11 protein-coding genes are annotated in these 12,822 nt (G+C 69.0%); 2 read left to right on the top strand and 9 right to left on the bottom strand.

The features are described 5' to 3' along the window. Positions 1-19: 19 nt before the first annotated feature. From VK92_RS16485 to VK92_RS16465, 5 genes are read right to left on the bottom strand one after another with little or no spacing between them, the layout of a single operon-like run. Positions 20-895: an amidohydrolase family protein gene (locus VK92_RS16485; RefSeq protein ID WP_082163758.1), complete on the bottom strand. Its 876-nt coding sequence runs from the start codon at positions 893-895 to the stop codon at positions 20-22. Continuing rightward, the gene (locus VK92_RS16480) at positions 892-1,908 is read right to left on the bottom strand and encodes an aldo/keto reductase (RefSeq protein WP_048027416.1); all 1,017 of its coding nucleotides are present in this window, start codon (positions 1,906-1,908) and stop codon (positions 892-894) included. The genes VK92_RS16485 and VK92_RS16480 overlap by 4 nt, the downstream gene beginning before the upstream one ends. A gap of 36 nt (positions 1,909-1,944) precedes the next feature. After that, positions 1,945-2,892: an ABC transporter substrate-binding protein gene (locus tag VK92_RS16475; protein ID WP_011549866.1), complete on the bottom strand. Its 948-nt coding sequence runs from the start codon at positions 2,890-2,892 to the stop codon at positions 1,945-1,947. 42 nt (positions 2,893-2,934) lie between these two features. Further along, complete coding sequence (locus VK92_RS16470; protein ID WP_011549867.1) at positions 2,935-3,966, bottom strand: ABC transporter permease; 1,032 nt, start codon at positions 3,964-3,966, stop codon at positions 2,935-2,937. After that, positions 3,959-5,503 (bottom strand): sugar ABC transporter ATP-binding protein, encoded by a 1,545-nt coding sequence (locus tag VK92_RS16465; RefSeq protein ID WP_048027418.1) that lies wholly within the window; start codon positions 5,501-5,503, stop codon positions 3,959-3,961. The genes VK92_RS16470 and VK92_RS16465 overlap by 8 nt, the downstream gene beginning before the upstream one ends. 233 nt (positions 5,504-5,736) lie before the next feature. Here VK92_RS16465 and VK92_RS16460 point away from each other — a divergent pair, with 233 nt between their 5' ends. Both VK92_RS16460 and VK92_RS16455 read left to right on the top strand, forming a co-directional pair. Next, entirely contained in the window at positions 5,737-6,438 is a 702-nt protein-coding gene (locus VK92_RS16460) for a FadR/GntR family transcriptional regulator (RefSeq protein WP_027792854.1), read from the top strand. A gap of 354 nt (positions 6,439-6,792) precedes the next feature. Next, on the top strand, positions 6,793-8,898 hold the full coding sequence (locus VK92_RS16455) for a TonB-dependent siderophore receptor (protein WP_048027755.1): 2,106 nt from the start codon (positions 6,793-6,795) through the stop codon (positions 8,896-8,898). Between the two features lie 36 nt (positions 8,899-8,934). Here VK92_RS16455 and VK92_RS16450 read toward each other — a convergent pair whose 3' ends face one another. From VK92_RS16450 to VK92_RS16435, 4 genes are read right to left on the bottom strand one after another with little or no spacing between them, the layout of a single operon-like run. Continuing rightward, positions 8,935-10,188 (bottom strand): arsenic transporter, encoded by a 1,254-nt coding sequence (locus tag VK92_RS16450; protein WP_048027419.1) that lies wholly within the window; start codon positions 10,186-10,188, stop codon positions 8,935-8,937. Between the two features lie 37 nt (positions 10,189-10,225). Further along, complete coding sequence (locus VK92_RS16445) at positions 10,226-11,491, bottom strand: MFS transporter (RefSeq protein WP_048027757.1); 1,266 nt, start codon at positions 11,489-11,491, stop codon at positions 10,226-10,228. A 13-nt stretch (positions 11,492-11,504) separates the two neighbouring features. Continuing rightward, positions 11,505-12,050 (bottom strand): hypothetical protein, encoded by a 546-nt coding sequence (locus VK92_RS16440; protein WP_048027420.1) that lies wholly within the window; start codon positions 12,048-12,050, stop codon positions 11,505-11,507. 40 nt (positions 12,051-12,090) lie between these two features. After that, positions 12,091-12,630, bottom strand: coding sequence for a hypothetical protein (locus tag VK92_RS16435; protein ID WP_226193319.1), 540 nt, complete (start codon positions 12,628-12,630; stop codon positions 12,091-12,093). Positions 12,631-12,822: the final 192 nt, after the last annotated feature.

The following is a 12,822-nucleotide window of genomic DNA, read 5'->3' as shown; positions in this document are numbered from 1 at the left end:
GGGTTCCTTTCGTTCTGGTTCATTCGTCGTGGCGTGCGGTGTCGATCCGGTAGAAGCGGTGTGCGTTGCCGCCGAAGAGGCCGTCCAGCGCCGCGGCGCCGAGCAACCGCGCGCAATCGTCCTCGCACGCGGCCAGCCATTCGCCGTAGCCGCCGCACACCGACGCCAGCCGCAGCACCGGCCAGTCGCTGCCCCACATCAGGCGCGTCGGCCCGAACAGCTCGGCCAGCGCGTGGACATACGGCCGCGTGCGCGCGCGCACGACATCCGTGCCGGCCGACGGCCCTGCCTCCGTCCAGAGGCCGGACAGCTTGCAGTGAAGGTTCGGCAGGCTGGCGAGCCGGCCCATCGCCGACAGCCACGGCTGCCATTCGCCGCGCTCGATGAACGGCTTCGCGCCATGGTCGATCACGATCGGCAGATCCGGATGGCGTCGCGCGAATGCATGCAGCGCATCGAGATGGCGCGGCATCACCAGTGCATCGAAACGCAGCCCGTGCTCGAGCATCGCGGCGACCGCGCGATCCAGCCGCGGATCGTCGATCCACGCGTCGTCGGGCAGATCCTGCAGCATCGGTCGCAAGCCGCGCGCCTTCGGCGCGGACGCAAACGCCGCGATCCGCGCCGGCGCGTCGTCGGCCTTCAGGTCGACCCAGCCGACCACCGCGCCGACGCTCGGCGTTTCGTCCGCGAGATCGAGCAGAAAGCGCGTGTCGGCTTCGCTCGGCAGCGATTGCACGAGGACGGTGGTGTCGATGCGCGCGGCGTCGAGCAGCGGCGCGAGATCGGCGGGACCGAAATCCCGGTGAATCGCATCGAGTTCGGCCGGCGGCCAGCAGCCGGCCCGCGCGTCGATGCGCCAGTAGTGCTGATGAGCGTCGATGCGCATGGTCATGCGTGGGCTCCCGGAACCGGCGCGTGCGCCGCGATCAACCCTTCGTCGCGCAGCGCATCCCACAGTTCGGCCGGCGCGGGACGCTCGAACCAGTCGATGTTCTGCTTCAACTGCGCCACGCTGCGCGCGCCGACCACGCACGATACGACGGCTGGATGACCGAACGGAAACTGCAATGCCGCGGCGGGAAGCGGCACGTCGAAGCGGTTGCACAGCGCGCCGAGCCGCGTGGCCTTGTCGATCACGTCGGCGCTCGCGTCCGCATAGTTGAACTTGCCGTTGCCGGCGAGCAGGCCGGAATTGAACACGCCGCCGATCACGATCGCCGTCCCGTCACGGGCGCACGCGTCGAGCAGCGGTTCGAGCGCCGTCTGTTCGAGCAGCGTGTAGCGGCCGGCCAGCAGCACTGCATCGAGCGCCGCTTCGTTCAGCGCGTCGGCCGCGACTTCCCATTCGTTCACGCCGAGACCGAACGCGCCGATCTCGCCGCTGGCGCGCAGCGCATCCAGCGCGCGAAACCCGCCGCCGCGCGTCAACTGTTCCCAGTAGTGCGCGTGACGATCGCCGTGCGTCATCGCGCCGATGTCGTGCACGTACAGCATGTCGATCCGCGCGAGCCCGAGCCGCTGCCGGCTGTCGTCGTGCGAGCGCATGATGCCGTCGTAGCTGTAGTCGTACACGGGCCGGAACGGCAGCGGCTCGGCCCAGCCGTCGTCGCCCGGCCGCACGCTCGCGTCGGCGCGCATCAGCCGCCCGACCTTCGTGCTGAGCGTGAACGCGCGGCGCTCGCGCGGGGCGAGCCCCGCGCCCACCCGCCGCTCGGACAGCGTGTAGCCGTAATACGGCGCGGTGTCGAAATAACGAAGGCCGGCCGCCCACGCGGCGTCGACCAGCGCGGCGGCGTCGGCCGCCGACATCGGCCGATAAAGGCCGCCGAGCTGCGAGCAGCCGAGACCGAGCGCGGACACCGTCAGCCCGCTGCGCGGCAAGGCGCGCGTATCGTTTGCGTTCATGAGTGGCGACTCGATGCGTGCAAGCGGCACGGGCGATCAGTACAGGACATTCTTCGCCGCCTGCGAATCGAGGTTCTGCTTGTCGACCATCACGACGCCGGTATCGATCAGCTTCGGCGCGGGCTTGCGCTCGATCACGTCGAGCGCCGTGCGCACGCCCTGGTTCCCCATCTGCCACGAGCCCTGCACGGCGATCGCCTGCACGGTGCCGTCGCGCACGAAGCCCTGCAGGTCCTCGTTGCCGTCGAACCCGATCGCCACCACCTTGCCCGCCTTGCCCGACTGCTTCAGCGCACGGCCCATGCCGACCGCGGTCGGCTCGTTCGCGCCGAAGATGCCCTTCAGGTCAGGGTTCGCCGACAGCACGTCGGTCGTCTGGTTCAGCGCGGTCGCCATTTGCGATTGCGAGTAGTACGGGCCGACGACCTGCAGCTTCGAATGGCTCTCGATGTACTTGCGGAACCCGCCGACGCGGCTGACCTCGGAGCCCGCGCCCGGCACGTACGACATGATCGCGATCTTGCCCGACTGCCCGACGCGATCGATCAGCGCTTTCGCGCACAGCGCGCCCGCCTTCTCGTTGTCGGTCGACAGGAATGCCTGGTAGTACGGCTTGCCCGCGTCCGCGATCGCCGAGTCGATCAGCACGACGGGAATGTGCGCTTCCCACGCCTTCTTGATCGCGGGCACGAGCGCATCGGGATCGGACGGCGCGAGCACGATGCCCGCCACGTGACGCGTGACCGCGTTGTCGACCATGTTGACCTGCCCGCTGATGTCGGACTCGGCCGCCGGGCCCTGGAACGTCATCGTGTAACCCTTGGCGCCGTCGAGCGCCGCCTTCGCGCCCTTCTGCACGTTCTGCCAGTAGTTCGAATTGACCGTCTTGACGATCACGGCGATCTCGCCGCCCGCCGCATACGCGCCGCTGCTGCACACCGCGAACACGCACGCCGATGCCGCCAGCAGGATGGATTTGTTCATGTCTCGCTCCGCTTCTCGTTGGTAGGGACTGCTTGCTGCCGGTCAGGGCCGGCGATTGCGCAACTGGTCGATCCACACCGTGCCGAGGATCACGACGCCGATGATGATCTGCTGGATGAAGCTCGACACGCCGTTCATGTTCAGGCCGTTGCGCAGCACGCCGATCACGAACGCGCCGATCGCCGTGCCGGAGATCGTGCCGACGCCGCCCATCAGCGACGTGCCGCCGATGACCGAACTGGCGATCGCGTCGAGCTCGTACATCACGCCTTCGTTCGGCTGCCCGGTGACGAGCCGCGACATCAGCACGCAACCGGTCACGCCCGCGAGCGCGCCGGACAGCACGTAGGTGAACAGCTTCACGCCCTGCACGTTCACGCCCGACAGCCGGGCGGCTTCCGCGTTCGACCCGACCGCGTAGATATGGCGGCCGAGCGACGTTCTCGACAGCAGCACGGACACCACGACGAACAGCACGACCATGATCACGACCGGATACGGAATGCCGGGAAAGGTCGTGTCGGGGAACCCGTCCGCGCCGATGCGCGAGATCCGCAGCAGCGCGCCGTTGCCGAGCGCGCCGAACGCATCGCCGAGATCCGATACCGGCCGCGCGCCGGTGATCTGCAGCGCGATGCCGCGCGCGACGAGCATCATGCCGAGCGTCGCGATGAACGGCGGCAGGCCCATCTGCGTCACGCAGATGCCGTTGACGAGCCCGCACAGCGCGCCGACCAGGATGCCGGCCGCCATCGCGGCGGGCACCGGCACGCCGGCCTTGACCAGCAGCGCCGCGCACACGCCGGCCAGCGCGAGCACCGAGCCGACCGACAGGTCGATGCCGCCCGTGATGATCACGCAGGTGGCGGCCACGCCCAGATAGGCGATCGACGTGACCTGCAGGCCGACCGTCATCAGGTTGTCGACCGAGAAGAACGCCGCGCTCGAGATCGAGAACGCGAACACGAGCACGACGAGGCTGCCCAGCGCCGCGAACTTCTGGATCAGGTCGCGCCGCCGCTGTCGCGCCGCCCGTTCGTCGGCCTGGCTTCGATCGGATGTCATTTCAAGCATGGGAACGCCCCGACGCGTAGTGCATGATCTCCTCCTGACTGGTGTGTTTCGTATCGAGAAATGCGGTCAATCGACCTTCGTGAAAAACGGCGATCCGGTCGGTCATGCCGAGCAGTTCGGGCAGTTCCGAACTGATCAGCACTACGCCGACGCCGTCGGCGGCGAGCCGGTCCATCAGCCCGTAGATCGCGAATTTCGCGCCGACGTCGATGCCGCGCGTCGGCTCGTCGAAGAACAGGATCTTCGAGCCGCGGTACAGCCATTTGCCGATGACGACCTTCTGCTGGTTGCCGCCGGACAGGTTTCGGACGCGCTGGTGCACGGACGGCGTGCGAATCGCGAGGTCCTGCACGTAGCGGCGCGCGACGTCGAGTTCGTCGTCAAAGCGCAGGAATCCGAAGCGTGACGTGATGCCGCGCACGTTCGCGAGCGTGAGGTTCGCCGCGACGGGCATCGGCAGCGCGAGCCCCTCCTTCTTGCGGTCCTCCGACAGATACGCGATGCCATGCCGGATCGCCTCGCGCGGCGAGCGGATCGTCACGGGCCGGCCGTGCAGCGCGATCGTGCCGCCGTCGGGGCGATCCGCGCCGAAGATCGCGCGGGCGATCTCGGTACGCCCGGCGCCCATCAAGCCCGCGAAACCGAGGATCTCGCCGCGGCGCAGCGCGAACGACACCGGCCCGAACACACCGTCGCGGCGCAGGTCCCGCACGTCGAGCAGCACCTCGTCGGTCGGCACCGATTGCCGCGACGGATAGGCGTCGTCGAGCGTGCGTCCGACCATGCGCGCGACGATGTCGTCGATGCTCACGTCGGCGAAAGCGTCCGTCGAGATGTGGCGTCCGTCGCGCAGCACCGTCACGCGATCGACGATCTGCGCCATTTCGTCGAGCCGGTGCGAGATATACAGGATCGCCACGCCGTCGGCGCGCAGTTCCTCGATGATGCGAAACAGCTGCACCGTTTCCGTTTCGGTCAACGACGACGTGGGTTCGTCCATGATCAGCACGCGCGCATCGTGCGACAGCGCCTTCGCGATCTCGACCATCTGCTGCTGCGCGATGGACAGCACGCCGACCTTCGTCGTCGGCGCGACGTTCAGGCCGATGCGCGCGATGCAGCGCGCCGCCTCCGCGTTCATGCGTTTCGTATCGACGAACGGCCCGCGCCGCGGCTCGCGCGCGAGGAACAGGTTCTCCGCCACGCTCAGGTGCGGGACGAGATTGAGCTCCTGATGAATGATCGAGATGCCGGCCGCCTGCGCTTCGGAGGCCGAATGAAACCGCACCGGCGCGCCGCGATAGTGAACGACGCCGTCGTCGGGCAGGTACTGGCCGCTGATGATCTTCATCAGCGTCGATTTGCCCGCGCCGTTTTCGCCGCACACCGCATGCACCTCGCCGCGGCGCAGGTCGAGGCGAATCCCGTCGAGCGCGAGGACGCCGGGGAAGCGCTTGCGAATCCCGTCCAGGCGCAGGATCTCCCGGTCCGGTTCGTCCTGCGCGGCCTGACCGGGCAGATTGCGAGGCATTGCCATTGCGTCTCCTGGGGATGGATCGACCTCGACACTATCCGGTCAGTCCAATTTGGATGAATTACAGCAATCAAAGGCATTTTGGTCAAGCCAATTTAATTATTCACATCCGATCTTACCAATAGTGAAAACCCGGACATCCGGATGAACGCGCCGCTACACGGGGCGATGCGTCCGGCGTGATAGACTCCGCGACACGCGCTTTCGCCCGAAGCGCATTGATCCCTATCACTCGGATGAAATCGACAGAACCCAAGCGGCTTTACCAATCGGTCGCGGCCCAGATCGTCGCGTTGATTCGCCAGGGCGAATTCGCGATCGGCGAGCGGCTGCCGCCCGAGCGCGAGCTGGCGCTGACGCTCGGCGTGTCGCGGCCGTCGCTTCGCGAGGCGCTGATCGCGCTGGAAATCGGCGGGCAGATCGAGATCCGGATGGGCTCCGGCGTGTATGTGCGCGATACGGCCGCCGACGCTGTCGGCCCGATGGCCACGCTCGGCGACAGTCCGTCGGAATTGATGCAGGCTCGCGCGGCCGTCGAAGGCAGCGTCGCGGCCCTGGCCGCCGCGCGGATGACGGCCGCGATGCTCGAGCGGCTGCGCCGCACCGTGCAGCGCATGAAGCGGCTCGCGGAGGCCGGCAAATCCCCGGTCGAAGCCGACCGGCAGTTCCACATGCTGATCGCGGAAGCCGCCGGCAACTCGGTGCTCACCCGCTTCGTCGGCGAGCTGTTCGACAGCCGCCACGACCCGATCGCGGCCGCGATGCGCGGCCATGCGGAGAATCCGCAGACGTGGACCGCCGCAGTGCGCGAACACGAGGACGTGCTGCTCGCGTTGCAGGCCGGCGATCCGATCGCAGCGCAGACGGCCATTCGCGCGCATCTTCGCGCGTCGGAAGCGCGGTGGATCGAGGGTGGGCTGAAAGCCGATCCGGATTGAGCTGAACACGCACGGGCGCCGGCGCGCGTCGGCGAGCGCGGTGTCGTGCATCGCGTGGCGCCGTGCCCCCTGCAATTTCACTCATATTTCTCGCGCAGGCGTGACGAAAGCGCTATCCGGCCTTCACCACGCCATGGTTTGTTTCCCCGCCGTTCGGCATTTCAGGAAACCCACCCATCCCCTCGCTCGCATCCGTGCGCCCCACCGTTTCGCTCCCCCCTCAACACTCAAAATTACGATTGCAAATGCCTCTCATTTGCATTAAATTGCCGCGCAAATGTACTGTTTGGAACACCGATGTCGGCGCAAGGCCGCCCGCCGTGCCCGAACGCGAACGACACGAAAGGGAGAGGTATGAGCAGGAGGAACTGGGCGGCCGCACCGATGGCCATCGTCGTCGGCGCGACCGGCGTGGGCGCGGCCGACGCGCAGGAGGCGACGCTGCCCACCATCGAGATCTCGGGGCAGCGCGCGAGCGCGCCGTTTCGCACACGTGACTCGACGAGCGCGACGCGCGGCGACGCGGACGTGATGGAGATCCCGTTCGCGGTCAGCAGCGTCGACACGAAGCTGATCCAGACCGTGGCCGCCACGCGCGGCGACGATCTTTACGACTGGGTCGCGGGCGTATCGCGCCAGAACAACTTCGGCGGCCTGTGGGACAACTACGCGGTGCGCGGCTTCGCCGGCGACGGCAACACGTCCGGCACCGACTACCTGGTCAACGGCTTTTCGTGGAATCGCGGGATCAGCGTGCCGCGCGACACCGTCAACCTCGAGCGCATGGAAGTGCTCAAGGGGCCGGCGTCCGCGCTGTACGGCCGCGGCGATCCGGGCGGGATCATCAGCTATACGACGAAGCAGCCGCAGTTCGCTCGCGCGAACACCATCGGCGTGTCGGCCGGCAGCTACGGCGCGTTGCGCGAGACGCTCGATTCGACCGGCCCCGTGACGAAGTCGCTCGCATACCGCTTCGTTGCAATGAACGAGAACAACGGCAGCTTCCGCGATACCGTGTCGAGCAAACGCTACCTGTTCGCACCGTCGTTCACGTGGGACATCGGCGCCGACACGACGCTTCATTACGAATTCGAGAGTGCGCGCCAGCGCGCGCCGCTCGATCGCGGCGTGCTCGCGGTCAACGGCCAGCTTGGAGCGATCCCCGCGTCGCGTTTCCTCGGCGAGCCGCGCGACGGCGACTACGACGTGCGCAACACGGGCCATCAGTTCACGCTCGAGCATCGCGTCGATGCGAACTGGTCGGTCAACGCCGGGTTCGCGCAGCGCACCACCGACCTGTCCGGCCGCTCGTCCGAGGCGTTCGCGCTGCAGCCGGACGGCCGCACGCTGTGGCGCCGCTACCGGCAAGTCGCGTTTCATTCGAACGACCTGCAGGGCCGCATCGAAACGGCCGGCAAGTTCAGCACCGGCGGCATCGGCCACACGCTCGTGCTGGGTGTCGATGCGTACCGCTTCAACTACGACCAGTTCGTCGCGCGCTCGACGCCCACGGCCGCCGCGCCGTATGCGATCGACATCTTCGATCCCGTCTACGGCCAGCCGGCGCCCACGCCGCGCACCGCGACCAACCTGCTCGAGCGCGACGACGGCCAGGGGCTCTACGCGCAGGACACGCTCGCGTTCGGGCCGCACTGGAAAATCCTCGCCGGGCTGCGCTGGGATCGCTTCCACCAGTCGGTCGAGAACCGCCTGAAAGGCACGACGAGCAGCCAGGTGCAGACCGCATTGAGTCCGCGTATCGGCATCGTGTACGAGATGAGCCCCGCCCTGTCGCTCTATGCGAACACCGCGTATTCGTTCCGGCCGAACAACGGCGCCGACGTCGACGGCCGCGCGTTCGATCCGGAGAAGGGGCACGGCTACGAAGCCGGCGCGAAATGGGCCGGCGCGCGCTGGCTCGCGACCGTCGCGGCGTTCTACGTGACCAAGCGCAACGTGCTGACCGCCGATCCGGCGAACGCCGGTTTCTCGCGCGCGGCCGGCGAGGTGCGCAGCCGCGGCGTCGAATTCGAATGGAACGGCGATCTCGGCCACGGCGTGCGCGGCCTCGTCAACCTTGCGTATGTCGACGCCGAAGTCACGCACGACGCGGTGCTGACACCCGGCGCACGCCTCGTCGACATTCCGCGCCTGAGCGGCAGCGCGCTGCTCCTGTACGAAACCGCGGTACCGTTCGCGGACAAGGCCGGTGCCGGCGCCGGCCTGATCTACGTCGGGCGCCGGGCCGGCAATACCGCGAACACGCAGGACGGGTTCGAGCTGCCGGCCTATGCGACCGTGCAGCTGAACGGCTATGTGCAGGTCAACAAGCACCTGCGTGCGTCGGTCGTGCTGAACAACCTGTTCAATCGCACCACCTACGTCAGCTCCTACAACAGCCTGTGGGTCACGCCGGGCGCGCCGCGCAGCCTGTTCGCGTCGCTCGCGTATACGTTCTAGCGGGGGTTGGCCGGCCGGCGCCGTGCTTCATGCGCTTCACGCGCCGAGCACGAGCCGCGCCGCCAGCGCGAGCAGCAAGGCCGGCAACATCACGCACGCGCCGACCGCGAGGAACGCGCCGAACCCGACCTGCAACCCTTCGCGCCGGATGGCCGCGAGCCACAGAATCGTCGCGAGCGATCCGGTGACGGACAGGTTCGGCCCCAGGTCGACGCCGATCAGGATCGCGTCGATCACCGTTTGCGGGCTGCGCGCGGCGTCGACCGTCGAACTCGCGATGAGCCCGGCAGGCAGGTTGTTGACCAGGTTCGACGCCAGCGCGATCGCAACGCCGGCTACGGCCGCGGCGGTCTGCTCGCCGCTTGCCGTCAGCGCGCGCAGCAGCCCGGCGAGCGCACGCACCGCACCGCTCCGGTCGAGCGCCTCGACGAGTACGAACAGCCCCGCGACGAGCGGCAACACGCTCCATGAAATCGCGCGAACGATCGGCATGCACGCGGTCCGATCCTTGACCAGCACGCATGCGACGGTGACGATCCCCGCCGCCGCGGTCGGCAACCCGAGCGGAAGATCGAGCGCCGACACCGTCATCAGCGCGGCGGCCGTGATCGCGATGCCGGCCAGCGCGATACGCCCGCCGCCGGTGAGCGGCCGGGTCGGCAAACCGGATTCGCAACGGCCGCCGAGCGCGTGCCGCTGGGTCATCCGAAGCATCAGGAACGTGCATGCGATCGATGCGACGGACGGGATCGCGAAGTGGGCGAGCCATACGCCGAGCGACGGCATGCGCGCGCCGTACAGCACGAGATTCGCGGGGTTCGAGATCGGCAGCACGAAACTCGCCGCGTTCGCGACGAACGCGCAGATGTACAGCAGCGGCAGCGGATCGGCCTTCGCCCGGCGCGCGGCCGCGATGACCGCGGGCGTCAGCACGACGGCGGTCGCATCGTTCGACAGGAAGACCGTCGTCACGGTGCCCACCAGGTAGACGAGCGCGAACAGGCGCCGGGGCGAACCCTGCGCGAGATTGACGACGCGCGTCGCGACCCAGTCGAACAGCCCTTCGCGCCGCGCGACCTCGGACAGCAGCATCATGCCGGTCAGGAACAGGTACACGTCGCCGCCCTTCGCGACGGCATCGAGCGCCGGATGCACGGGCAACAGGCCGCACACGACCAGCAGCAACGCGCCGCTCACGGCCCAGGTTGCCTCGGGCCAGCCGAACGGGCGTGCGATGACGCCCGCCGTGGCGAGCGCGGAAATCAGCCATGCAAGTGAAACGGAATTCATGGGCAGGTCGGGAATCGCAGGGAGAAGGAAAGCACATTCAGGACGACGCGGCCGGCAGGTCGGCCGGCTTGCCGCACACGCTGCTCAGCGCTCGCGCGTGACCGAGCCAGAGCGCGAGCGCGCCCGTCGACACGGCGCCCAGCACGACGAATGCGACCGGATAACCGAAGTGCTGCGCGAGCACGCCGCCCAGCACGGGACTGAGCGCCGCGCCGATCCCCTGCGCGGTCGCGACGGCGCCCTGCCCGGCGTTCACGCGGCCGGAGCCGTGCAGCAGGCGCACGACGAGCGCCGGCACGACGACGCTTTGCAGGCCGGCACCGATGCCGTCGAGCACCTGCACTGGCCAGACGCCCGCCTCGCTCATCAGCACGGCGGCAAGCACGCCCCGCACCGGCAACACCAGGTAGGAAAGCAGCAGCACGCGCCAATAACCGTGAGCGCGAATCAGCCGGGGCGCGACCCACGCGGCCGCGATCATCACGAGCTGCGCGATGACGATGGTTTGCGCGGTGAACATGCTCGCGTTGCTGCGATGCGTGGCGACCACGCCCATTCCGTAGAGCGGCAGCATCGCCGCGTTGCCGAGATGAAACAGCGCGAGCGACGCGCCGAGCAGGACCAGCGGCCGGTTCGAGGCGAGCGTGCGCAAGCCGCCGGCGTGCGGCGCCGCCGCGCCCATGGGCGGATCATCGCGCACGGCATGCGTGCGCGGCTCGACAGGGTCCCTGTCGAGGCCGCGTGCGCACGCGTGGTCGATGGCCCGCGCGGGAATCGCCAACGTACTCGCGATCGCGAGGAGCGTGAACACGGCGACGAGCGCGAACACCGCGTCGAAGCCCGCATGCCAGCCGAGCCATCCGGCGAGCGCCGCACCGACCACGTTGCCCGCATGGTTCGCCATCTGGTTGCGGCCGAACTGCCGGTCGAAACCCTGCCGGTGCGCGATGCCGAGCGTCACGCCCGCGACGGCCGGCGCCAGCGCCGCGCCGCCGACGGCGGCCAGGATTTGCGACGCCGCCACCGCCGGATAACCGTCGGCGAACATCAGCGCGAGCGAGGCCAGCGCCGTCACGGCGGTGGCCGTGACGATCAGCGCGCGCTTCGCGCGTAGCGCATCGACGAGCGCGCCGGCCGGCGGCGTCGCGGCCATCGCGGCGAGCCCGGCCAGCGTCATGACCGAGCCGATCGCGTCGGCACTCCAGCCGCGCGACAGCAGGATCACGCCGACGAACGGGCCGATGCCGGCCTGCACGTCGGCCAGGAAGAAATTGAGCGCCTCGAGCGCGCGCGCCGCTCTCATCGTCGACGGGCAGTCATTCGTCGTCCGCATCGACGAGCTCGGCGATCTCGCTCACTTCGAGCACCGCGCCGTACCGCGTGACGACGCCTTGCCCCCACGCCATGACGTGGATACCGGCGCGCAGATAGTCGCTCAGCTCGGCTGCCGCATGCGGCGGCATCCGCAGCACGACACCGTTCGTCAGCAACGCGCCGTTCAGCTCTCCTTTCGGGCCGTGCAGCGCGAACGCGACTTCGCCGCTCATCTCCATCAGCTTGCGGCCGCCATGCGGCGGCTTCGGCGCACCGGGCACGGGCCCGTTGTCGACGATGTCGACGCCGTGGCGCCCGGTCAGCTGCACCGCCACGATCATCGCGGCGCCGCGCGACTTGACGCCGCGCACGCGAATGCGGTCGCCCACCTCGACATGGCGAACCAGTTCGCGGCCCAGGTGCGGCGGCACGTGAACCTGCAGGTCGCCGTTCAGGATCAGGCCGTCGATGTCCCCGTGCGGGTTGAGCAGGAACTGTGTGACGCGGCCGCGCGTTTCGGGCAGGCAGGCGGGATCGATCCAATGCATGGCAGGACTCCTTGTGGGATGGCGGGAAGACGACGCGCGATCAGCGCACGACGTCGTCATAAAGATTCACGACGCGGCCCGGCGAGCCGAATGCGGTGGCCTGCAGCGCTTCGCCGTAGGCATTGCGCGTGCCGTATCCGACCGCGGCAACGCGCGCGCCGGGTACGAGCAGCGCGCCGAACTGCTGGGCGGCCGGCACCGTCAGCTTGACGATCGCGCCGCTGTCGAGCATCACGCCGTCCGGCTCGCCGCGTGGTGCGCGCGTGACGCGCCGCACGACACCCGACACGCTGAGGCGGGCCAGATTGACGCCGCGCAGCGCGGGCGGCATCGGTGCGGCGGATGGCGGCGGCTGGTCGGACAACGATGCGCCGCTGCGGTCGTTGCGCACGACGCGCGCGTGGATGTCATCGCCGACGCGACGTTCGCCGGCCACCGTTACCCGGTCGCCCGGCCGCGCGAGCGCGATCAGCTGCGTGCCGAGATGCGGCGGCACGCCGACGAGCGTACCGTCGGTCAGCACGAAACCGTCGACCGCGCCTTCCGGGTTGATCGTCAGGCGCGAAAGCGTGCCGGACACGAGTGTGTCGGAGGCGACGGGCGACTGCGGCGGCGGCGGAAGAGAAGCCGGTTCGAAACCGGCGCGCGGCGGCGCACCGGGCGGTTCGTCCGCACGCGGCGGGGGTGGAATCTGTGCGGCGCAGGCGGTCGCCGCGGCGATCAGCGCGGCGGCACACAGTCCGGCACAGCTGCGGCGAACGGCGACGCGGCG

Source organism: Burkholderia sp. LK4 (assembly GCF_001043615.1).
Classification (GTDB): domain Bacteria; phylum Pseudomonadota; class Gammaproteobacteria; order Burkholderiales; family Burkholderiaceae; genus Burkholderia; species Burkholderia cepacia.
The sequence above is the reverse complement of the archived record's forward strand: the minus strand, read 5'-3'. Positions and strand labels throughout refer to the sequence as shown.